A 22,298-nucleotide genomic window follows, 5' to 3' on the forward strand; every position below is an offset into this window, starting at 1 on the left:
ACCGCACCGGAAATCCGGGCGCCCGCACACCAAGCCTGAACGAAGGCTGTACACGGCGCCCCGACTTAATCGCTGAATATTTGTCGCCGCCGACGACCCCAGCGCAAGGTTGACTATATTTTCTATTGTCACATCAGCACCACTGGATATGTGGCATGGAAATTTCAAATAGGTTGCACACCAAAGGTTTTGACATCGATACAAACATCCCGGCACATGCCCGAAGCGCGCGGGGTCCGAGTGGATAAACTGCGAGTTAACCGACCATTTACAGTGGAATGCCCGTGAAATTCCTGAACGCCAAAACAGCCATTTTGGAATACGAAATCTGAATTTAACAATAGAACATGCGGCAGAAACCATCCGGCGCAAAAATTTGGCGACCCACAGCCGCGACACATCGGAAACCGAAGGACGGGCCCGCATGAATCCATATCCGGACTGGCTCAACCCAGGAGATAACGCCTGGCAATTGGTTGCCGCGACGCTGGTAGGCCTGATGAGCCTGCCCGGCATCGCGGTGCTCTACGCCGGCATCGTCCAGAAGAAATGGGCGGTCAACACCATGCTGATGGCCTTCACCGGGTTCTCGCTGGTGTTGGTGGTCTGGGTGTTGTGGGGCTTCAAGATGGGCTTCGGCGAACCCCAGAAACTCGGGCCGGGAATCCTGGAATCGGCGATCGGCAAGCCTCGAAGCATTCTCGGCACCGCCAACCAGCAACAGGCGAGCATCCCACTGCTCGATGGCTTGATGCCCAAGTTCAGGTTCTCCGAGACCACGCTGGCGTATTTCCAGTTCGTGTTCGCCGCGATCACACCTCTGCTGTTCCTCGGCAGCGTGATCGGCCGGATCAACTTCAAGGTATGGCTGATCTTCGTCCCGCTGTGGACCACGTTCGCCTACTGCGTCAATGCCTTCCTGGTTTGGGGCGGCGGCTTCTGGGCCCAGGCACACACCGGTGTCAGCAGCCTGTTCAGCACCGGCGCGCTTGACTACTCCGGCGGATACGTGATCCACCTGGCGGCCGGAACCAGCGGCTTCGTCGCCGCAGCGGTGATCGGGCCCCGACTCGCCCGCGACCGCGACCGTGCCGTGCCCAACAACCTGCCGATGGCCGCGGTCGGTGCCGGCATTCTGTGGTTGGGCTGGAACGGATTCAACGGCGGTGACCCGTACTTCTCCGGTGCCAATGCATCGCTGGCGGTACTCAACACCAACTTGGCCACTGCGGTTGCCTTGCTCACCTGGGTGGTCTGGGACATTTTCGCCAGCCGCGAGAAGAAGCCGACCTTCCTCGGTGCGATCAACGGGATGATCGTCGGGCTGGTCGGCATCACCCCCGCAGCCGGCTTCGTCAACAGCTTCGGCGCCATGATCATCGGCGTCGTCGCCTCATCCCTGGTGTGGATGTCGTGGAACTGGCTGGGGCGCACCAAGTTGTTCACCAAAGTCGATGACACCCTCGGGGTGGTGCACACCCACGGCGTCGCCGGACTGATCGGTGGCTTGTTGGTCGGCGTCCTGGCCGACCCGAATGTGGTCCAGTACATCGGCAATGGCAAGGACGTCAGCGACGTCACCGCCGCGGGCTGGCTCTGGGGCCATCACCCGGCTCAGATCCTGGTTCAGCTCTGCGCCGCGCTGACCATCATCGTCTGGGATGCGCTGGTCACGTTCGCCATTCTGAAGTTCCTCGGGCTGTTCATGAAGCTGCGGGCCTCCGAAGCCGATCTGGAACTCGGCGACCTCGGTATCCACCAAGAAGAGGCCTACCCCGACGACAGTCTGGTCGGCGGCCGCATCGACACCGTGAAGGCGTGACGATATGAAACTGATTACTGCTGTGGTGCAACCCTTCACGGTGGCCGACATACGTGCTGCTGTGGACCAGGCCGGCGTGCATGGCATGACGTTCTCGGAAGCTCAGGGCTACGGGCGCCAGAAAGGTCATACCGAGGTCTATCGAGGTGCCGAATACAAGGTCGACTTCGTCCCGAAAGCGCGGGTGGACATCGTGGTTGACGACGATCACCTCGAGGCGGTGCTGGCCGCCATCGTCGGCGCCGCGCGAACCGGCAAGATCGGCGACGGCAAGGTATGGGTGACGGACATCGAGTCGTTGACGAGGGTTCGTACAGGGGAACACGGCGTCGAGGCACTCTGAGCAGGCCGCCGCTCGGTCCTGGTCAACCGCCGATGCCCACACCGAATTCCAGTCTGGGCACTACCCAGGGATAGTCGTGCGGCACCGTCACCCCGGCGGCCGCACCCGGATTGCCGACACAGACGTCCTGCTCGACACCGTCGAGCAGGCTCTGGTCGCAGGTAACCGCCGGGTTGCCCGAATCTGCTGACGCCACCGGCGTGCCAGCCGCAGCGCACAGGCACGCGGCCCCGGCGACCAATGCCCGGGGAAGCGTTGACCTGCGACTTTTAGCCATCGTGCCCCTTGCGTACGGTGACGTGCACCACAGCCCAGGCTACGCCTCGACGGCGCCGGCGATCAGCGTGCGTGCCTCAATTTCACTCGAGTCACAGCAGTCACATAGACACCAATATTCCCACTAGTGATATTCAGACACTTTGTCATCAACTATCACTATTTCCCCAATAGCTATATTCACCATCACCAGACGCATTTATCGCATAGATATCATTCGTCACTACAATCTCACACGTATAACCATACGTCTTTGACCTGCAAAAACGCTGCAAAGACACGCCGACTCAACTGACACATCAGTAACGTAAGTCATCAGGAATATTAAAATTACTCAGAGAATGTCTTTAAACTCATTAGCCAGGCTGATTAACCCCTTTCTCAGCTGTATGGTGTGCAACAAGAAGCAGTTAAGAAACTCGCGAAACTTGCACACCACACTGCACACGGACCCCGTCCGCGCTCAGAGAGAGGATCGACATGAAAAGTCGAATGCTCATCAATGCGGCCATCACCTCCTGTGTGCTCACCGCAGTGCAACTCACCACCGGGACGCCGATCGCCGACGCCGAACCCAACTGGGACGCCGTGGCCATGTGCGAGTCGGGCGGCAACTGGCAGGCGAACACCGGCAATGGTTTCTACGGCGGGCTGCAGTTCAAGCCGACCACGTGGGTCGCCAACGGCGGCACGGGTTCACCGCAAGACGCGCCCCGGGAGGAGCAGATCCGGGTGGCACGAAATGTATTGCGTACTCAGGGCGTCGGCGCGTGGCCGGTATGCGCCGGCCCGGCTGGACAGGCCGGCGGCGCTTGCAGCGGCATCGTGCGGTTCATCCCGATCGGGAACCTGCCCATGCTGTGCCGCTCGATCATGGGTGTGCTGAGCTGACGCTGCCGCCGAACGGGCAGTGCTGAAATACTGAAACCCCGGAGCTACCGGCTCAGGAGCGCCAATTCCTGCGCCGTCACCAGGCGTTCCTTCTCAGCCGGGTAGTCCCGGCAGTCGACGGGGTGCCGGGCCAGTCGGGCGGCGAACTGCGCGACAAGGCGTTCGATCTTGATGGCTGCAGTCATAGTGGGCTCCCAACCACTGAGCGATGTGCGCTATCGCACTTATTTCACTCTGGACACACTGGTACACACGAGTCACATTTAGAACACGGCTCCGTCACATCTCGCACACTATGGCGTGCCTTCCGTGTCGCCCTGCGATCGCTGTGAGAACGCGCCGCCCGGTTACTTCATCACCGCCAAGTTGCGCCATAGATTGCGCAGGCTGTCGGTGCCACCGAACAGCGTGGTGAAGTGCGTCGAGTCGATGAGAACGATGGCACCGGCGCGCTGCCCGGCGGGCGGCATCGAGATGAGTGCGTTGAACTCGGAATGGCCCGCGGCCGTGAACGGATGCGGCCGGTGCGGGTCGACCCGTTGCCGTCCGAGCACCCGTAGCCCGTCGCCTTCCGGTGCGGTCAATTCGTAGTGCGGAAGGTGCGGATGGAAATTGAACGTGGTTACGTCATTGAGCAACCCTGCGGTGTCGAGGTCGCGGAAACCGGTAAGGGGCGCAATGTTTTTTGTGCCCTCTACCACCGCGGGGCGCAGGCCCCAGACGTTACGCACCGGCACATCGAGTGCCGCCATCAACGACCGGGCGTACTGACTGAATCGCTGCTGCCGGGGCACCAGTGGGTCACCATGGTGCTGGTACTCAACCTGCCGCTGCGCAAAGTCATCGGTGAAGCCCACGTCGTGATGCGGCGCGAGCAGCAGGCAGGTGCCTTCGCGCTTGAGCCACTCGGTGATGGCCTCGATCTCCTCGGGGGCGGCCTCCTGCTGCCCCAGCAGATGGTCGAGGCCGAACACCATCAAGGTGTCGGTGTCGGCGAGGATCCGTTCGTCGATCGGCAGCTGGTAGCCCGCCTGATCGATGCGTTGGAACACCGCCACGGGATGCCCGGTTGCTGCCTGGGCCACGGCCTGGAAATCCAACGTGGATCGATGGAACAGCTCCAGCGTTCCATCGATCCCCTGCAGGAAATTCGCCACCTCGTACTGGGGTGTTTCATAGGCCGGCCACGCCGCGTTTCGGACCTCGGTGATGGTCGAGAACCGGTTGTACAGTTCAGCCGTATCCCGTTGTGCCTCCCAAGGATAACTCCAGCTCCAGTAGATGCTGACGCGTCGCCGACCGTCGTGCGGTCGGGCGATGTGGCTCTGGTTGTAAGTACGTGCCGGGATTGCGTTCATGGCTGGTCCTCAGTCGCCGAGCGATGCCAGATGTCTGATTGCGTTGATCCCCGGCAGGAAGAAGTACGCGCCGCCCCTGAGCGTGGTGAATGCCGGGATACCCTTGTGCACCTTACGGATTGGACGCTTGGGCACGGTGAAATCCAGGGTTCCGTCCTGGGTGCCACAGATCGGGTCGTGTTCGTTGCCGAGTTCGTGGAAGCTCGTGTCATTGATCCAGACGTTCTGCGCAAACTCGAACTGGCGCACCAGGTTCGCGCAGATGATGAACGCAGCGATGCCGCGATCGACTCCGTCGTCGGGCGCACCCTCGGGAAGCTCCGGGCCGTACGTCGCGCCTCGCCGGATCATCCGACGGCGGTTCAGGTAATGCGCGGTGTCCCGCGGGTTCAGTCTCCTCGCGTGCGAACCGAGCGGGCACGCATAGCCGAACGGGTCATCGTCCTTGTAGTTGAAGTCGTTGTTGCGCATCGGATCCGCACCCAATTCGGGATCGTCCTTGTTCGGCGAAAGGACGAGCGGGGCGCCACTGCGCCACCGGCCCATGAACTTGGCGGCCAGCAACTCTTCGCCCTCGGGAGTGTCCGCCTTCTCGCGCAAGTACTCGCGGAACACCGCAACGTGCTCCTGCAGTCGTCGGTAGGCCATATAGCTGCCGTTGCGCGAGAGCACCTCAGGCTGTGGAAGATTCGCGACCGGTCCGTCTTCGTCGGGATAGCCGAGAATGAACTCCCCTGGCTCAAGCGGATCACCCGATCCGGGTGTCGGGTCCTGCCCTGACCCCTTCATCACCGGCTGCGACAACCGATCCCGAAAGCCGAAATGATCGTGGGCGTAGTTGAACGGAGGTGTCGCGTTGAGATCGAGATAGGACAGGCTACGTACCCCGTCGATCCGTGCCAGCAGATTGTCGTGCTCCTCGATGGAGCGGACACACTGCTCGTCGGTGCGAGAGAACAAGATCGCAATGGCATGTAGGTCCTCTCCCGCCAAACCTCCGACCCAGTGTTCCGGAGCGGCGGCGCCGGTGTCTCCGAGGATGCTCGCCCGCGAGGCCATACCTTCACGGAACTCGTCGGGGAAAGTCGCCAGAGACTCCTCCGGGACACCCAGCGCACGCAAGCCAGTCCAGGTGAACGCCACGGTGACCCAGCGATCCGAACTGTCCATCGTGGCTTGCGCGTCTGCCGCCGATTGGACCTTGTCCAGCAACTCCGACAGCCAGGCCCGGCCGCCGGCCGCGGTGTCGAAGGTCAGGAACTCGTAGCGACCGGTGATCGCCGGCGTTCGCGTCAGCAAGATGTGCTGAATGTCGTGGAGCTCAAGCATTTACTGCATCTGATCAAGCATGTCGGAGAAGGCCGCCTTGAGCTTGAGCGCCTTCTTGATCTCGTCGGCGGTGACGTACGGGTATTCGCCGTATTCCAGGAAGCTCGGGCACTGGTGATCGCGGACGAACTTGATGAACGCGTCCGGGTTGGTCTTCCAATCATCGGGGAAGCCTTCAAGATTGGTGAAGACGGTGGTGACCCCGGTCGCGGTGAAGAGCTTGATCGCATCCTCGGTGTATTTGTCGAAATCGGTGTCGAAGATACCCATGTACTGGAAATGCAGGCCGGAACCGACGTCGAAGAGATTCCATCGCAAGTAGTGCAACTTGAGCGGCGCCAAAGCCTCCGGACTCGCTGCGATGGTCTCTTCGATGGTCTTTCCATACGCACGGACCACGTCCTCGCGGCCCTCTTTGACCTTGGCGATGATCGAGAATCCATAGCAGGCAGGTGTTCGCGGATAGGTCGGCCCATATCGGCCCCGCACGACTTCGAAGTACCCTTCCTTCGGGATCGCCATGGCCGCCGGCTTGGTCCAGTCGTGTTCGCTCGCACCCATATTGGCTCCTTCGCTAACACCCCGATGGACGGACCGTAACACCGCCGCCAACCGCAGCACGACCACTCGTCAAGAATTAACGATCACGAAATTCGCGATTCGCCTCCGCTCGCGGCCAGCGCAATTACGCTCGGCCTATCCGGTTCCTGGGCATCGCCTGGGGACCACATGCTAGGAGGTAGCCGTCGTGCGACCAAAGCAGAGCTGCCTATGTTTGGGTCTAGTGCTCACCTTCGTTCCCAGCGGCCTCATTGTGGCTGCGCCCGCATCAGCGGACTGCACCGGCGCGGGCGCAGCGACCGTCTGCGCCCAGGGTGACGTCCGTGGCGGTGGCCCGACGGCCCCGACAGCTGGAACGTACTACCCCTCTTATTGCGCCGACCCGTGGTACTGCGACGACGGTTGGGACATCGACGTCGTAGTGCCGCGGCCGCCCCGTCCGGTCCGGCCCGGCGGCGGTGGCGGTATCGGCCCGCGCAACTGACTGTGGCCTTCCCACCACCCCAATTAAGGAGCCCCACATGAACTTCCGTACGACCGTCACCGCAGGCATGATCGCCGGCGCGACGCTCCTTGGACCCGCCGCCACGGCGGCAGCCGATCCGCCGAACTGCACCGCCGCAGACCTCGCCGGCGTCATGGCCGGAGTGAACGCGGGCATGTCCTCGTACCTGTTCACCCATCCCGACGTGAACGACTTCTTCACCAGTCTCAAAGGCAAGTCCCGGGACGACATCCGCACCGCCGTCGGCAACTACATGCAGGCAAATCCTCAGGTGCACGATGAGATCCGCGGCGTACGTCAACCCGCGACCGACTTCCGGGCACGCTGCAATGCGCCCATGGCCGACTCACCGCTGAACTGACACGGATCGACGATGAAGACATCAATGACGGTGGTCGCGGGCGCAATCGGAACCGGTGTGTTGCTGGCGGCGACAGTGGCCGGCTGCGGCAATGATTCCAAGCCGGCGGCGTCGTCGGCATCGTCGACCTCGAGCACCAGCGCCGCCGCCTCGAGCACCAGTGCCGCGCCGGCCCAGCCGACCGACTACACCGGACTGCTGATCAAGTCCACCGACATCAGCGCACCCGAGGTCTTCACCGCGGGCCCGCCGACCCCGAACCCCAACGGCCATCCCGGTGTCGCGACGTCGTACAGCAACCCGGATGGCAGTCACGTCATCGGCACCACCATCCTGGTGCTGCCGGATGCCGCCGCTGCGGCCGGCGCTCTCGACGGCGCGAAGGCTGCCCTGAGCAGCTCCGTGGCCGGCGGGACCCCGGGACCGGCCGGCGTCGGCACCGGTGGCACGACCGTGTCGGGGAACTCGCCGGATGGCTCCAAGTCGGTGACCGTGGTGCTGTTCACCGAAGGTAAGGCGTTCGCAACGCTGGAATTCGACGGCCCGCCCGGTGCCGCAGCGCCGCCCGACTTCGTCACCGACATCTCGCAGAAGCAGGACGCGGCGATCAAGACCGGGCTGCCCGGCTGATCCGATCCGGGTGGGGCTGCGCGTCAGTTGAGTCCGAAGACGGTCTCGACGAGTACGACGAATGACAACAGCCCCACCACCGCAACACACACGGTCGCAACGGTTTTGAAGATCGGGCCGTTTTTGGCGGCGCCGAGCACTGCCGATCTGTTGGCCAGGATCAGGACGTAGGTCAGCAGTAGCGGCGTGATGAGCCCGTTGAGCACCTGGGCGTTGACGACCAGGGCGACGAGGTTGCCGGGCGCCATGGCGATCGCGGCGCCGGCGATGATCTGCAGCGTGAAAATGCCGTAGAACAGTGGAGCCTGGCGCAGGCTCGCCGACACCGAGCGGGGCGTGCCGGTTGCATCGGCGATGGCATATGACGTCGACAGTGGCACGATCGACGCCGCCAGCAAGGACGCGCCGAGCAGGCCGGCAGCGAAAAGTGTCGGCGCTGCCGGACCGACCGCCGGACGCAAGGCCTCCGCGGCTTGCGCCGCCGATTGCAGTGGACCGCTGCCACCGATCGCGGCGGCGGTGGCGATGATGATGAAAATGGCGATCACATCGCTCCAGATCGCTCCGCTGACGGTGTCGATCCGTTCGCCGCGATAGTCCGCCGGTTTGATGCCCTTGTCCACCACCGCCGATGCGACGTAGAACTGCATGTATGGAGTGATGGTCGTGCCGATCAACGCCACCGCGAGCACCAGGTAGTCGTGGCTGCCGACAAAGTGCGGCCACAGCAGGTTCGCCGCCACCTGCTTGCCGTCGGGATGTCCGAGAAAAGCCGCTACCGGGTATGCGAGAAACGCCAACGTCAGGATCATGAAAATCCGCTCGGCCCGGGAATAGGAACCGAGTACGGTCAGGCACCACACCAGAACTGCGGCGATCGGCACCGAAATCATCGGTGACACGCCGAGAATCTGCATCGCGGCGCCCACGCCGGCGAACTCACTGACCGTCAGGCCCGCATTGGCCACCAACAACAGCAACAGGGCGACGAAAGTGCTACGCGCAGAGAACTGTTCGCGGATCAGCCCGCCGAGTCCTTCACCCGTGTACACGCCGAGCCGGGAGCACATCTCTTGGACGACTACCAACGCAACGGTCACCATGACCATCAAAAACAATGTGCGATAGGCGAATTGCGCACCAGCGCTGGCATAGGTGAGGATGCCGCCGGCGTCGTTGCCGGCGTTGGACGCGATCAGCCCCGGCCCGAGAACTGCGAGCACTGCCAGTACCCGCGCGCGCCACGGGCGCCTGGTTTTCGCATCGGTCGGCGTGGTCATGAGGCCTCCCCATCGAGCAGTGCGGTCAGCCGACTGCGGTCGGCCACGTTCAATTCCGCCAGCAGCGCGTCACGCTGTGCGGGTTGGAGTTCCCGCAACGCGGCGACCGCGGCCGACGGCTCGACCTGAGCGGCCACCTGAGCTTGTTGACGGCGGCCCAGTCCGGCCAATATCGATGCCACGTCGGATCCGCGAAGTTTGGTCAATTCGGCTGCCGGACGGGAGAATTGAACGCTGCCGCCGATCTGTCCGGCAGCATCGGCGGGCCCTTCCGAACCATTGGCCGCAGGGGCCGCGTAGCGCGGCATGAACGCTTGCAACTCGGCCCAGTCGATCACCCGATCCGGCGACGGACAGCTGCGGCCCCTGGGCAACAGCCGACGAAAGAACGCAACGAGCCCCACGTCGACACCGGCGAGTTCCCATCCTGCCGGGCCATTGAGCACATACACGTCGGCGGCTCTGACCACCTGAACACCTGCGATGTCGACCAACTGGTGGTCGAGGATGTCACTTGCCAGTTCGACGTCGCCGGACTGGCGAACCGGCCGTGATATCCGCTGGGCGTTGGAAACCAGACAAACCTCGTGCTGGCGCAACGTCACATCGCCGCATTCGAGCAACACCCGTCCCGCTCCGGCCCGAACCAGAATCCCGGTGACCATCGGGTGCGCGGCACCGCCGTCCCAGCGGACCACCACATCGCTGACCCGGCCGACGCGAGTACCGGCTTCGTCGCGGACGGGTCGGCCGAGCAGCTGCGCTATCGACACGACCTGCCCGGCGATTGCCCGACGCGTCGCGATCTGCTCGGTGAGCCGTGCCGATATCAGTCGGCGATTGCCGCGCTGCCGGCCGGCTCTGATCACCTGTGCTCCAGCTGCGGATCGGCAGCCCCGAACTCATGCAGATTCTTGAGATCGTGGCGCATGCCCAAGCCGGCGATCGCTTCGGTCAGACCCAGCACGATCAGCCAGACTCCGGTGACCAGTGCCAGCGTGGCAATCGAGTCAAAGGGATAGGCCAACACCACAATCCCGGCAATACCGCTGATGATGGCGAAGAAGATCACCCAGCCGCGGCCGGGAAAGAACTTGTCGGCCAGCGCCGCTGCGAGCGCCGAAACGCCACGAAAGATGAACCCGACGCCAATCCAGATGGCCAGCAACAGGATCGCGTAGCCCTCACCGAAATGCCGAAAAGCCAAGACTCCCAATATCACTGAAGCCGCACCACCGATGACACCCAAGAATCTACTGCTCGCGGAGGCGGGCAGGCTGAATGCAACGAAGATCGAGATCACACCCGAAACCACCAGATACACACCGAACACCGCGGCGGCAGTCACGATCGAAAGTCCGGGCCAGGTCAGGATCACGATTCCGAGAACGACTGCCAATACTCCGAACAACACTGCCGCCGACCACACGCGATGTAGTAGCCGGTCGGCCGGATGGTGACTATCGGTCATTGTCGCTCCTCAACGAATGTCGTCATGGTGGATATTTACGAGAACTTGATCATCACTCCGAGAAGACGTGCTGCCGTTGTACGGATTGCCACGAATACGCGGTTTGCACTGTATGTACGAACAATTCGCCGCTCCCGCCAGGCAGGTACAGTCACGGAAGTCGACGTTCAATGCGTCGGTATGTCGTTGTCCACCAATATGATTGGCGACAGTTGTCAAGCCGGCCAGAGTCGGCGAACGGGTGTTCCGGAATGGTCGATCAGCAGGTGCCCGGCCGGCGTTACGGTCGGGTAAACGGGAAACACGCCTACCGGGCCGTGATTACCGTTGACCCGTCATCCCGCTTGACCGCGCGGCCGACATGCGGCGCGGTTCGGCCCGGCTTTCACACAGATTGGATCCGATTCGAATGATCGCACGGGACTACGCCGGGGCTGCGGCACCGAACCGGACCCGCACCCTGTTCGGACAGGTCATGTGGTTGGTGGCGGCCACCGCCGGCCTGTTCGCGGCCGGCGCCTATCTCGGGCGCAACCTCGGCAGCGGCTGGGCCTTTGGGTGCTATCTGCTCGCGTTCGGCTGCCTGATCGGCATGCGTTTTGCGGTACGCAGCTCCGCGGGTGGCAGCGTTGTGCTGCTGTTCGGTGTCGGGCTGCTGATGGGTCTGGCGATGTCACCGACGCTGGTGTACTACGCCGGCGCGGACCCGCAGGCGCTGTGGGAAGCCGGCGGGGCCACCGCACTGTTCCTCGCCGGCTGCGGCGCGTTCGGCTATGCCACGCGCACCGATCTGTCAGGTCTTGCGCGGGTGAGCTTCTGGGCACTGCTCGCGCTCATCGTGTTCGGCATCGTCCAGATCTTCGTGAGTATCCCGGGCGGCGCAGTCATCTACTCGCTCCTGGGCCTGGTGATCTTCGCGGGCTTGGTGATGGTCGACTTCCAACGCCTGCGCCGGTCCACGGATCTTGATTCCGCACCGTTTCTCGCCGCATCGATCTTCTTGGACGCACTCAACGTGTTCTCGTTCTTCCTTCAGCTTTTCGGCGGGCGAAGTCGGAACTGACGACGCGGTATAGGCCCGGGTGAAGGCGAGTTCGCAGATGTGACCGTTGATTCCCCGTAGACAGTAGACCATTTGGTCTACTAGGTTGTTGGCCATACCGTTGGGAATGCCGGTGAATCTCGTCAGGGAGGTAGCAGGCGATGTCGAAACAGCACCGTGAACCCCAAGCCGCGGCATTACGAAAGTTCCGCAGGGAACGACTCGTCGGCCGGTATCTCGCCAATCCGACGGTCGCCCTCCTCGGACGGCTGGGTGTCCGGACGACGTTCGCTTCGGACCTGGAAACCACGGGTCGCAAAAGTGGCCTGGTGCGCAAGGTTCCCGTCTCAGCTCGCTTCGATGAAAAAGGCGCTTGGTTGGTCTCTCAGCATGGACGACGCTCCGGCTGGGCGCTCAACATCGTCGACGAGCCCACCGTCCGCATCCGGCAGGGCACGCGGTGGCGCGCCGGCGTCGCGCGGTTCGTGCCTGGCGACGATCCGGCGGCTCGGGCGCGAACCTTCGCGACGTCCCCCGCCCTGGCATCGGTCGTCGCCGCCGGTTTTCGTGCCCTGCAGTCCGATCCGATCAGCGTCCGCATCGATTTCACCGACTAAACGCCGCCGCCGGAAAAATCTCGGCGCAGCAACCTCGGTCCCCGATCGTTTGCGGGGCACGGTGTGCACAGTGGCGCACATAATGAGCGCATGCACGACACCTGGGGAATCCCCGGTCCAGCATTCGTGGGATTGTTCTGGACGGCGGCGGCACTAGTTGTGGTCGGGGCCGTGTCCTACCGCCTTATCGCGTTCCGCGGCCACGCCGGCCTCCCTGACCACATCGGACCCGAGCACGCGGCATTTCTCGCGGGAGGGCCCAAATTGGCGGTGTATGCCTCGCTCGGCGCGCTACGTGGCGCGGGTGCAATCAACGTCAGCGACAAGCGCATCTTTTCCGGGGGCAGGCCGTTGCCGCGTGACGCGACCCCGCTCGACTACTTGACCCATGAGGCAACCGCTGGTGGCTACGCCGCGGCACAACTACCGACGCACCCGCAGATCAAGTCGCGACTCGCGCAAATTCGCGACGAACTCGAGCGATCCGGGATGCTGGTCTCGCCAGCACAGCGGGCCGGAATGCGATGGCTCGGGGGCGCCGGCTGGGCGCTGATTGTTATTGGTATTGCCCGTATTTCGGCCGGTGTAGGCACCGGTAAGCCGGTCGGAAATCTCAGTGCGAGCACCGTGATGGTCGCCATCATGCTGCTTTTCCTAGCTCGAACGCCGCTGCGTACCCGCGCCGGTAATCGGGCGCTGGCCCAGCTGCGCCAGCAGTACGCCCATCTGGCACCGGCCCGGGCACCGGCGTTCACCACCTATGGCCCCGCAGCCGCCGCGATGGGAATCGGCCTGTTCGGCATCGGCTCGCTCTACGCACTGGATCCAACGTTCGCCGCAGACGCCGGCCTCCCCCGTCACGTAGACATGTCCGGCGACAGCGGAAGCTCGTCGAGCTGTTCCGGGGGAAGTTCCTGCGGCAGCAGCTGTGGCGGGGGCGGAGGCTGTGGCGGGTGATCGGCCCGAGTATTGGAATTGGCTGGCGGCCCGAGATCGCCGGGTTTGTGTCGGGGCTGCCGGGCCTGCGATTCACCGAGGTGGTGGCAGAGAGCGTGCCGTCCCATGGTGAACTACCCGACGATCTGGTGTCTCTGCGCACCCGCGGAGTCGACGTCGTGCCACACGGCGTCCGGCTGTCCCTCGGGGGCGTCGAACCGGTCGATGCCCGCAGAGTTGCCCACTTGGGTTCATTGGCCGAGCGCCTCGGCGCGCCGATGGTGAGCGAACACATCGCGTTCGTCCGGGCAGGCGGTATCGAGGCAGGCCACCTCTTGCCGTTGCCGCGCAGTCGCGAAGCCCTCGATGTGATCGTTGCAAATGTGAAGCGTGCGCAGTCCTGCCTGCCGGTGCCGATCGCGCTGGAACCGATTGCAGCGCTGTTCGATTGGCCCGACGACGAGATGGACGAAGCCGCCTTCCTCACTGAAATTCTTGACCGGACCGGCGCATTACTGTTGCTCGATGTCGCCAACGTATACGCCAATTCACGCAATCGCGGTACCGATCCGGCCGCGTTCCTCTCAGCGCTGCCGTTAGAGCGAGTGGCCTACGTCCACGTTGCCGGCGGCGCTGAACGCGACGGCCTCTACCACGACACGCACTGCCACCCGGTACCTGTCGCCGTGCTCGAACTGGTCTCTCAAATATGCGAACAGGACCGGCCGCCGGCGATGTTGCTCGAGCGCGATGGCGAATATCCACCGGCCGCGACGATGCGCGCCGAACTGGATGTCATCGCCGCCGCGGCCGGATACCCGGCGGTGACATGAGCGGACTCGCTGAACGGCAGTTGGCTTTGGTCAATGCCCTGGTGCTCGGCACCCCGGTGCCGTCGGGCTTCGACGCAATGCTCGTCGTGGCCGCCCGAGATGCGTTGCTAGGTAAGCGCGCTGCTGAGGTCGCCCGGGCATGGCCGATGCTGGCCGCGTCATTCGGCTCGTCGTGGCCGGCCACGTTCGCGTCATGGGCCGCCGTCCGTCCCACCCAGGGCGCGCTGCGCGACGGCTGGGACTTCGCACGGTCGACAACGCTCAGTGATACAGCCGCCGCCGAACTTGCTCAGCGGGAGGCGAATTGGCGATACAACGGCAGTTCGGCGCCAAGGCGGCGTTGGCTTCCGGTGTCCGCACTGAGACTTCTACTCATCCGACTATCCGCAAATCACGTTCGCTGACCCTTTACTCAGGCCCAATATTTCCCAGTGCGACAACAACTTTCAGAGATTTCAGCGCGAGACTTCCCATGACAGCCGGCGATGTCCGCGACGGAATGCCGCCACCCGTCACTTGCGATGCCGGCCCGGGCCATCGGAACTTCCGCGATGCCCGTCGTCACGGCGGTGCTTGCCCGTTGTCTGGACCGCAGTTGTCGCGGCGGAAGCTGATTTCGCTTCCTTGCCCTTGTCGCCCTTGACCTTGTCGCCCTTGTCCGTGCCCTCGCCCGTGGCAGCCGGGCGGGCGGGCGTGGTGTCTGACGGGGAGGCCGCCGAGTTGGTCGTCGCAGAGTTGGTCACCGCGGAATTGGTGACGGCCGACGCTGCGGTCGCCGATACGAGTTTGGCGGTTGCCGCGGTCTTGGCCGGCGGGCTCACGGGCAACTGGTTGCCGCGGGCGGCCGCGGCCATTGTTGCCTGCGTGCCGTTGATCGCCGCGGCCATGGTCAGCGCGGTGTTGTGCACCGCCGCCGCCACGGTCGCCGCGGTTCCGTTGATCGCCGCAGCCACCGTCAGCTCGGTGTTGTGCGCCGCAGCGGCCAGAGCGCGAGCTGCGGCCTGTACTGCGGGGCCCACCGCTTGCGTGGTGCTCACCACCGCGTTGACCGAATTGATGACGGTATTCACGGCCGCTGCGGTCACGGCCGACTCGATGTGGTTTGTGGCTGTGCCGAGGGCGTGGATCACCGCTGTCACCGCAGCCACTGCCGCCTTCACCGGAGCCACCTCGCCGACCGCGTTGAGCACTGCCGCCACGGCGGCCAACGCCGCGTTCACCGGAGGCAGGGCTTCGACAGTGCTGAGCGCGGCACCGGCGACGAGTCTGGCCAAGCCTTCGACCGTCGTCGTCAGCGGCAGTTTCATCCACTGGATGACCTCGCTGAGCGCGACGGCGACCTGCTGGCCCGGGGTGAGCGTGTAGATCGTGGAATCCAGCGACGGGAGCGGCAGATTGTTCTTCAAGTCGTATTCGAGCTGCGCAACCACCAGCGCTGCCGGTTTGGGTGTTCCGTCGCTGTAGAACAACCCGTAGTTGCTTTCATCATTGAGGGCGCCGGAGGCGCTGTCGCGAACGGTGTACAAAAACGCCGGACCGAGGTTGAGGGTCTTGGACAGCGCCTGCCACTCGACGACGAAGTTCTCGATATAGGCAGCCTGCTGAGCCGTGGTGGCCAGACCGGGAGTGGTCGGCTCCCCGTATTCGGTGGCCCAGATCTGAATGCCATTGAGCCCGTACGAATTCAGGTCCGCCCGTAGCGCATTGAGCTGGTTGAGCGGCGATTCGGCCAGGCCGGCGCCGGCAGACAGTTGCGTCTCGAGGTTGTACGGGTGGTAAGCGATGGCGTCGAAGTATCCGGCAGCACCATCCGCCAGGATCTTGCTCAGGAAGTTCTCCGGAGACTCGTTGATTCCCGGGATGTTCGCGACCGAGGCGAGCCCGCCGGCGATGACGGTCGCTGTCGGGTCGACGGCTTTGATGGCGGTGTAGGCGGCTTTGAGTACCGCGGTATACGCCGCAGCGGCCTGGGAGCCGGCGAAAAAGCCTTGGCTGTTCTCCTCGTTCCAGATTTCGAAGGCGCTGATCTGGGTCGAGTATCGGGACGCCACCGCGGCAGCGAAGCCGGCGTACGCCTGCGCGTTCGGTTGCCCGACGCCCGCCTTCCCGTCCCACGACGGGTTGCCGGTGATGGTGCCGACGATCGATATGCCACGCGCCTGTGCGGCGTTGATGATCATGTCCATCTGCGACCAGTCGTACGTGCCGTTCTGCGGCTCGATGAACGTCCACGGGATCGGCAACCGCACCGACGTGACGCCGATGGACTGCATCTCGCTGAGGTCCTGATCGACGCCGGCCGCATTGAGACTCCAGATGTTCGAGTCAGCCACGCCGACCGTGGACGCCGAAGCAGCGATTGTCGCCGGCCCGCTCGTCCCGGTGGACCCGATATCGGTTGCGCTGGCGGTCAGCCGGAAGTCGATCTCGATCGTCGGCATGGCCGCCGCTGGCACCGCTGCCTGCGCAGATGCACCGATGGGCGCTTGCCGGTGGCCGGTGTCGGTTCCGGCCATCGTCGAGGCGAGCAGCGCCACCGCGGAGACGGTCAGTTGAGCACGAAGCAGAGGTGATGGTGTCGGAATGAACAAGGTGCCCCTTTAGGCTGCGCAGCGAAATCGCGGCCAAGTTAGCAGGTGGCCGCGATGTGCGACGAGTTTAGGGGTCTGCGTTCAAGAAATGGTTAACAACGTCAATTTGATGTCATCGGACGTCCACCGAGCGGCGGTCTCTAAGCCGTGGCCGGCCGCTTGAGGGCGTGGGCAACGGCTTGGGCCCGGGTGCTGACGCCGAGTTTGATCAGGATGGCTTGGACATGGTTGTCCGCGGTCTTGGTGCTGATGTGCAGTAGGGCGGCGACGTCGGCAGTGCTGTGCCCGGCAGTGAGCAGTTCGAGTACTTCACGTTGGCGGCGCGTCAGCCCGTCGGGGTCAGCCCGGGTTTGACCGTATGGGCCACGGCGGGTACGCCCACGCAGGACCGCCAGGCGTTGTTGCGCGCGGCGGGCTGCGGCACGTGCCCCGAGCCGGCGGAAGGTGTCGAGCGCCGATTGCACGGCAGCGATGTCACCGCCGAGCTGGGCCATTGCCGCCTCGTACGGGCAGCCGCGGCGCGTCCATTCCCCAGCCGCGGCTTGCCAATGTCCGCTGACCTCCAAATGAAAGGGGGTGATCGCGTCCTCGTCGGCGATGGGCGCGGTGGCGGCGCCGGCCAGTTTGGCCCAGCGGTGCAATGGCCCGATCAGCCACGGATCGGCCTTGTCTTCCAGGGCGGCCAGGGCGTGCTGTGCTTCGGTGCGGGCGGTGTCGTCGTCGCCGGCCAACCACGCGATCTCCACGCGCGCGGCCAATACCGGAAACAGCCGGAGATGGTCGGACAGGGGTTCGGCCGTGGTGTCATCCAGCGGGGACACCACAGGTTGCTCGCCACGGCGGGCGTCAATGAGGGCGAGGATCAGTCGCGGCAGAGCCCGGTTCACCGCGGCCAACCCGGGTCGGGTCAACACGTCCTCCGCAGCGGAGCGGGCGGAGACCCAGTCACCGCGATGCAGACCCAGCAACGCGGCAACGCCGAGGTTCAGTGCCTCGAAAGTGAACAGATCACGTTCGCGGCAGTGCCCGAGGGCTTCGGTGAGACAGCGCTCGGCCCGCTCCAGGTCATGGTGCGTCGCGGCGAACGCGCACACGCAAGTCCCGAGCACGCCGGCGTGCTCGCCGCGTACATCGGCGGCCATCGCATCGCGCCAGGCCGCTTCCAGGTCGTCCCATCGGGTGTCGGTACACAACACCCGGGCCAGGGCGGCAAAACCGCGAGCCTGCGCGACGATCACATCATCACCGAGCTGGCTGCCCACCGTCAGAGCTTGGGCGGTGTAGTCGGACGAGGCTGGATCAAACCCCCATACCCGCATCTGGGCCATGTTCATCAGGGATAAGGCCAGCTGCGGACTGAGACCGGTGTCTTGCACGAGCGCCAGCGAGGCCGCGGCCGCCTGGGCCGCGGCGCCGGTGCGGCCCATCCCCCACAGCTCGTGGGAGAGCCAGCGCAGATCCTCGGCTTCTGCGAGTCGATCGCCCAGATCATGGCGCAGCGTGGCCGCTTCCCGCCAGGACGACACCGCCGCCTCGGCGTGCCCGCAGGCATAGCTGGCGAACGCATGGTGTTCGAGCCAGTCGGCGCGCTGTTCGGCGGGGATGGTGTCGGTGTTGACGTAGCTCAGCGTGAGCTCGTACAGCTCGGCGGCCTCGCGGTTCGCGCCCAACGCCAAGGCGCGTTCGGCGGCCGGAGGTGCGTAACGGATGACGGCATCGGTGTCGCCGGCCCGCTGGGCGTGAAATGCCAACGCCGCCAGGGCATCCGGGTTAATTGGCGGTTCGGCGAGCACCGCCAGTGCCCGTTTGTGCAGTATTCGGCGCTCGTATTCGGGTATCCGGTCGGTGGTGGCGCGGCGGGCCAGCTCATGACGGAACCCGATCGTGTCAGCGTCAGCCACCAGCACCCCCGCATCGAGGCATTCAGCCAGCCCGGCGCTGGCCGAAGGACAGACCTTCTCCACCAGTGCGATGTCGGCGCGCGGGCCGCAGACCGCGACCGCGTCAGCGGTCTGACGTGCCGCCGGCGACAGGCGTCCCTGACGGCCGCGTACTGCCTCTGTGATGCTGTGCGGCAAGCCATTCCGACTCAGCGCCGCCGGGCCGGCGGCCAGCACCTCGGTGACGAAAAATGGGTTACCGCCCGTGAGTTGGTGCAACTGTTCGGCGTTGACCCCGCGGCCGGTGGCCAGCTGGGCCACGGCCTGAGGGCTCAGCGGTTCCAATTTGAGTCTGCTGACCGCCGCACACGTGGCGATGTCGCCCAGGGCGACCGACAGCGGGTGTTGGCGATCAAGCTCATCGTCGCGGTAGGACACCGCCAACAGCAGGGCCAGCGAGTCCACGCGCCGGGCCAGAAAGCGCAGCAGATCCAGCGTGGCCCCGTCGGCCCAATGAGCGTCTTCGATCACCCACACCCAGCGGTTCCCGTCGCGCAGTAACGCCAGCAGCCGACGATAGAGCGCGCCGGTGTCACCCGATCGGATCGCCGAGTCCAGCGCCCCGGCCGCCGCGGGGCCCACCCCGGCCAATGCGTCGATCAGCGGCCCCAAGGGGCGTGGTGTGGCCAACGGATCACACCAGCCGCGCAGCACCCGCATGGAGGAATCCGACGCCGCCGCAAAGTGGGCCAGCACCGAGGTCTTGCCGATGCCGGCCTCCCCGCACACCAACACCAGCCGCCCGCCACTGCCGCGCGAAACCTGCTGTGCGGCCGAGCCCAACTCGGTCAGCACCTCCCGGCGCTCCAGCAACCGCTCCACCCGACCGGCTCCCGTATTCAGCCGCTGTTGACGGCCCTGAAAAATAGGGAAAACGCCCCATGAACCAAGGCCTCCGGCCGGCGCAGACTACCTACCGAGCGCCTCGGAGAGCGCGCGGCAAACAGCACCGCACTCGGGACATGGTGCGGCCCACTGTAGCCGCCGCTCCCCTGGGCCGCGCCCCGAACCATGAACCCGGCACGGGGTCGTCACCGCAGTCTGTGCGGTCAGCGGATCGAGGTCGAGATCGATGAGTCGCCACCGAGCTCGGGAGCATCGGCACCACGGTGAGATCGCCGCCTGGCTGGGTGCCGGCGCACTCACTCTCGGCGTCGGCGCGGCCCTCGCCACGCCAGCGGTCGCCTCCGCCGACACCACCCATCACGGTGGGTCCGTACCGACGAAGGGCAGCGGCGACTCGTCGGGACCCAAGGCCGGGACCACCACCAACAGCGGCGCAAAAGGCTTGGCGGGCACCACCCCACCACATTCGAACCGCGCCTTCCACCCCTTGGCAGCAATACCGGCAGTGGGGACGCCGTCCCATGGCGCGTCGAGTGCGACGCAACCCACCGGGGCGAGCGAAAAGCGGGCGGCCTCAGCGGTTTCCGTCGCCATCGCGCAGCCAGTGTCCGCGACCAACCCGCCGCCGCAGCTGCATACCAGCATGCTCTCCGCAGCCGCGACCACGAAGTCGCCACTGGGCGCGGTGAACAACGTCAACACAACGTCGACAGTCAGCACTCCACCGGTTTCGCCGTGGCAGCCGATTGCCAACCTCATCGCCAACGCGCTGGTGACGTTCACCGGCATGAATCCGCACACCCCGACACCGGCTCCGGGCAACCTGGTGCAGCTCGCGGCATATTCGGCGGCGCGCTGGCTGGAAGACACCGTCAACCCCGCCGGCATCCCCCACGCGGGTACACCCACCGTCGGCACCCCCGACCCGGTCACCGGCGCAGTGACCGGGCACGTGGTGTTCACCGACGCCGCGGGCGCCCCACTGACATACCGGATCAGTACCGATCCCGCTCAGGGAACGGTCACCATCAACTCCGACGGCGTCTACACCTACAACCCGAACGACGCATCGCGGCTGGAGGCCATCAACGGCAGCCTCATCGCCCAGTTCAACGTCATCGCCTACAACGGCGTGCAGACCAGCAACATCATCGTTCATGTGCCGGTCGTCTCACCAAGCCTCGGCAGCGTCGCCATCCCCGTCGGCAGCGGTCCACTCGATCTGGCGTTGAGCCCCAATGGCCACCAATTGGTGGTCAGCAATAGCGCGAGTAACACGGTGTCGGTGATCGATACCGCCACCGACACGGTGACCGCCACCATCGCGGTCGGCACATCACCGCTCGGGGTGGCGATCACCCCCGACGGCACCCGCGCATATGTCGCCAACATCGGTGACGCGAGCGCCTACGTCCCCAACGGCAGCGTCTCGGTCGTGTCGCTGACCACCGACACCGTCACCGCCACCGTCCCGTTCGTCATCGACAGTCCCCAGTTCGTCGCGGTCACGCCCGACGGGCAGGCCGCCATAGTCGACTTTCCTTACAGCTCCAAAGACAACAACAACGTGGCGACGATCATCACGGCGACCAACTCGGAGTACGAGATCGGTCCACTCTCCCAACCGAATTCAGCTACGGGCATGATGACAGTCACTGCCAAAGGGTGCGGTGCTTACGGTTGCCTCTACATCCCTGTCACGACACACGGCTGGGTAGAGGTGATCCCGGTCTATGGCACTGGCCTAGGCAGCAGCATCGCCACCATCAAGGTCGGTGAGGACCCAGCGGGAACCGCGGTCAACCCCGCGAACACCCGCCTGTACGTCAGCAACTACGCGGACGACACCGTGTCGGTGATCAACACCGCCACCAAGACCGTGATCGCCACCGTCCCCGTCGGTAAGGGCCCGTCATCCGTGGCGGTCAGCCCCGATGGCAGCGTTGCCTACGTCGTCGACAGCTCTGCCAGCACCATCACCGCGATCAGTACCTCGACGAACAAGGTCATCGCCACCATCCCCACGGGGACTCAGGACTCGTCAGGTTTGGCGATCAGCCCCGACGGGACTGTCCTCTACGTCGCCGACGACATCAGCAACACCGTGTCGGCGATCACGATCTAGGTTGAGGCGAAAGACGCAATGCCATGGCGCACGCTCACACAGCCAAGAGGATCATCAGTGCGGCACTGCTATCGAGTGCAGTCGCGGCGTCGGTAACTCTCAGCATCGGGACCGCCCACGCCCGAGGTTGGCCCGGCTGTCCCGGCGACCCGAAGGGGCCTTGTCATTGGTGTCCAGGAGACCCTCCGGTCCGGACCGGCAACATGGTCAACGACCCGGTGATCTGGGATACCAGCATCTGCCACACCTACTTCTACGTGAATATGGGTGACGGCAATGTCGCCAAGGAAATCTGGGACGGCGACAATCCACCAGCGCCACCGCCACCGCCGCCCCCGATGCCGGGCAGCATCACCACGCGCGAGCAATGCGAGCAGATTCTAGGAATGTTCTGCCCGCACGCCTGACCCCAGCGGCCGGCGCCTGAATTGTGCTCTGAAGTGGGGCTGTTCAACGTCGGTTGATGCTTGACCGATCTACTCCGGTTGATCCTTGACACTGGTTGTTGTGTTTTAGGGCTGTGCGCTGGTGCGCAAGGCCC

General features: G+C 64.6%; 23 protein-coding genes. 13 read left to right on the forward strand and 10 right to left on the reverse strand.

The genetic code is table 11. The features are described from left to right. Positions 1 to 424: 424 nt before the first annotated feature. Complete coding sequence (locus tag ABIA30_RS27005; RefSeq protein ID WP_370071217.1) at positions 425 to 1,822, forward strand: ammonium transporter; 1,398 nt, start codon at positions 425 to 427, stop codon at positions 1,820 to 1,822. 4 nt (positions 1,823 to 1,826) lie between these two features. Next, positions 1,827 to 2,165 carry a P-II family nitrogen regulator gene (locus ABIA30_RS27010; protein ID WP_370071219.1) on the forward strand — a complete coding sequence of 113 codons (339 nt, stop codon included), beginning with the start codon at positions 1,827 to 1,829 and terminating at the stop codon, positions 2,163 to 2,165. 22 nt (positions 2,166 to 2,187) lie between these two features. Here ABIA30_RS27010 and ABIA30_RS27015 read toward each other — a convergent pair whose 3' ends face one another. Beyond that, the gene (locus ABIA30_RS27015) at positions 2,188 to 2,361 is read right to left on the reverse strand and encodes a hypothetical protein (protein ID WP_370071221.1); all 174 of its coding nucleotides are present in this window, start codon (positions 2,359 to 2,361) and stop codon (positions 2,188 to 2,190) included. Positions 2,362 to 2,921: 560 nt separating this feature from the next. On the opposite strand from ABIA30_RS27015, the gene ABIA30_RS27020 reads away from it, so the two are divergent. Next, a complete protein-coding gene (locus ABIA30_RS27020; RefSeq protein WP_370071223.1) occupies positions 2,922 to 3,332 on the forward strand; it encodes a transglycosylase family protein in 411 nt (136 codons plus the stop codon). Between the two features lie 44 nt (positions 3,333 to 3,376). On the opposite strand, the gene ABIA30_RS27025 is transcribed toward ABIA30_RS27020, so the two are convergent. From ABIA30_RS27025 to ABIA30_RS27040, 4 genes are all read right to left on the reverse strand, one after another. Further along, positions 3,377 to 3,517, reverse strand: a complete 141-nt coding sequence (locus ABIA30_RS27025) for a hypothetical protein (protein WP_370071225.1) — start codon at positions 3,515 to 3,517, stop codon at positions 3,377 to 3,379. Between the two features lie 162 nt (positions 3,518 to 3,679). Further along, positions 3,680 to 4,690 carry a hypothetical protein gene (locus tag ABIA30_RS27030; protein ID WP_370071227.1) on the reverse strand — a complete coding sequence of 337 codons (1,011 nt, stop codon included), beginning with the start codon at positions 4,688 to 4,690 and terminating at the stop codon, positions 3,680 to 3,682. Positions 4,691 to 4,699: 9 nt separating this feature from the next. Continuing rightward, complete coding sequence (locus ABIA30_RS27035; protein WP_370071228.1) at positions 4,700 to 6,019, reverse strand: Dyp-type peroxidase; 1,320 nt, start codon at positions 6,017 to 6,019, stop codon at positions 4,700 to 4,702. After that, positions 6,020 to 6,580: a hypothetical protein gene (locus ABIA30_RS27040; RefSeq protein ID WP_370071230.1), complete on the reverse strand. Its 561-nt coding sequence runs from the start codon at positions 6,578 to 6,580 to the stop codon at positions 6,020 to 6,022. A 187-nt stretch (positions 6,581 to 6,767) separates the two neighbouring features. Here ABIA30_RS27040 and ABIA30_RS27045 point away from each other — a divergent pair, with 187 nt between their 5' ends. From ABIA30_RS27045 to ABIA30_RS27055, 3 genes are read left to right on the forward strand one after another with little or no spacing between them, the layout of a single operon-like run. Beyond that, a complete protein-coding gene (locus ABIA30_RS27045; RefSeq protein WP_370071232.1) occupies positions 6,768 to 7,064 on the forward strand; it encodes a hypothetical protein in 297 nt (98 codons plus the stop codon). Between the two features lie 37 nt (positions 7,065 to 7,101). Beyond that, positions 7,102 to 7,446, forward strand: a complete 345-nt coding sequence (locus ABIA30_RS27050; protein WP_370071233.1) for a heme-binding protein — start codon at positions 7,102 to 7,104, stop codon at positions 7,444 to 7,446. A 12-nt stretch (positions 7,447 to 7,458) separates the two neighbouring features. Beyond that, positions 7,459 to 8,076, forward strand: coding sequence for a hypothetical protein (locus ABIA30_RS27055; protein WP_370071235.1), 618 nt, complete (start codon positions 7,459 to 7,461; stop codon positions 8,074 to 8,076). 23 nt (positions 8,077 to 8,099) lie between these two features. On the opposite strand, the gene ABIA30_RS27060 is transcribed toward ABIA30_RS27055, so the two are convergent. From ABIA30_RS27060 to ABIA30_RS27070, 3 genes are read right to left on the reverse strand one after another with little or no spacing between them, the layout of a single operon-like run. Then, positions 8,100 to 9,356 carry an NRAMP family divalent metal transporter gene (locus tag ABIA30_RS27060; protein ID WP_370071237.1) on the reverse strand — a complete coding sequence of 419 codons (1,257 nt, stop codon included), beginning with the start codon at positions 9,354 to 9,356 and terminating at the stop codon, positions 8,100 to 8,102. After that, positions 9,353 to 10,225 (reverse strand): PRC-barrel domain-containing protein, encoded by an 873-nt coding sequence (locus ABIA30_RS27065; RefSeq protein WP_370071239.1) that lies wholly within the window; start codon positions 10,223 to 10,225, stop codon positions 9,353 to 9,355. The genes ABIA30_RS27060 and ABIA30_RS27065 overlap by 4 nt, the downstream gene beginning before the upstream one ends. Continuing rightward, the gene (locus ABIA30_RS27070; protein ID WP_370071241.1) at positions 10,222 to 10,827 is read right to left on the reverse strand and encodes an HdeD family acid-resistance protein; all 606 of its coding nucleotides are present in this window, start codon (positions 10,825 to 10,827) and stop codon (positions 10,222 to 10,224) included. Before ABIA30_RS27070 ends, ABIA30_RS27065 begins: the two co-directional genes overlap by 4 nt. Positions 10,828 to 11,236: 409 nt before the next feature. Here ABIA30_RS27070 and ABIA30_RS27075 point away from each other — a divergent pair, with 409 nt between their 5' ends. The 5 genes from ABIA30_RS27075 (at position 11,237) to ABIA30_RS27095 (ending at position 14,659) form a co-directional block, all read left to right on the forward strand. Continuing rightward, entirely contained in the window at positions 11,237 to 11,890 is a 654-nt protein-coding gene (locus ABIA30_RS27075) for a Bax inhibitor-1 family protein (RefSeq protein ID WP_370071243.1), read from the forward strand. 140 nt (positions 11,891 to 12,030) lie between these two features. After that, complete coding sequence (locus ABIA30_RS27080) at positions 12,031 to 12,486, forward strand: nitroreductase/quinone reductase family protein (protein ID WP_370071245.1); 456 nt, start codon at positions 12,031 to 12,033, stop codon at positions 12,484 to 12,486. A gap of 90 nt (positions 12,487 to 12,576) precedes the next feature. Continuing rightward, complete coding sequence (locus tag ABIA30_RS27085) at positions 12,577 to 13,443, forward strand: TIGR04222 domain-containing membrane protein (protein ID WP_370071247.1); 867 nt, start codon at positions 12,577 to 12,579, stop codon at positions 13,441 to 13,443. Continuing rightward, entirely contained in the window at positions 13,440 to 14,255 is an 816-nt protein-coding gene (locus ABIA30_RS27090; protein WP_370071249.1) for a DUF692 domain-containing protein, read from the forward strand. Before ABIA30_RS27085 ends, ABIA30_RS27090 begins: the two co-directional genes overlap by 4 nt. Next, positions 14,252 to 14,659 carry a hypothetical protein gene (locus ABIA30_RS27095; RefSeq protein WP_370071251.1) on the forward strand — a complete coding sequence of 136 codons (408 nt, stop codon included), beginning with the start codon at positions 14,252 to 14,254 and terminating at the stop codon, positions 14,657 to 14,659. Before ABIA30_RS27090 ends, ABIA30_RS27095 begins: the two co-directional genes overlap by 4 nt. Positions 14,660 to 14,767: 108 nt before the next feature. Here ABIA30_RS27095 and ABIA30_RS27100 read toward each other — a convergent pair whose 3' ends face one another. Together ABIA30_RS27100 and ABIA30_RS27105 are read right to left on the reverse strand one after the other, a co-directional pair. Next, positions 14,768 to 16,792 carry a cellulase family glycosylhydrolase gene (locus ABIA30_RS27100; protein ID WP_370071253.1) on the reverse strand — a complete coding sequence of 675 codons (2,025 nt, stop codon included), beginning with the start codon at positions 16,790 to 16,792 and terminating at the stop codon, positions 14,768 to 14,770. 194 nt (positions 16,793 to 16,986) lie between these two features. After that, the gene (locus ABIA30_RS27105; RefSeq protein WP_370071255.1) at positions 16,987 to 19,608 is read right to left on the reverse strand and encodes an AAA family ATPase; all 2,622 of its coding nucleotides are present in this window, start codon (positions 19,606 to 19,608) and stop codon (positions 16,987 to 16,989) included. A gap of 250 nt (positions 19,609 to 19,858) precedes the next feature. Between ABIA30_RS27105 and ABIA30_RS27110 the strand changes: the two genes are divergently transcribed. Next, positions 19,859 to 21,757 (forward strand): YncE family protein, encoded by a 1,899-nt coding sequence (locus ABIA30_RS27110; protein WP_370071257.1) that lies wholly within the window; start codon positions 19,859 to 19,861, stop codon positions 21,755 to 21,757. Between the two features lie 203 nt (positions 21,758 to 21,960). Continuing rightward, positions 21,961 to 22,164, forward strand: coding sequence for a hypothetical protein (locus ABIA30_RS27115; protein ID WP_370071259.1), 204 nt, complete (start codon positions 21,961 to 21,963; stop codon positions 22,162 to 22,164). The last annotated feature ends 134 nt before the right edge of the window (positions 22,165 to 22,298 follow it).

Source organism: Mycobacterium sp. MAA66 (assembly GCF_041261665.1).
In the GTDB taxonomy this organism is placed as follows: Bacteria; Actinomycetota; Actinomycetes; order Mycobacteriales; family Mycobacteriaceae; genus Mycobacterium.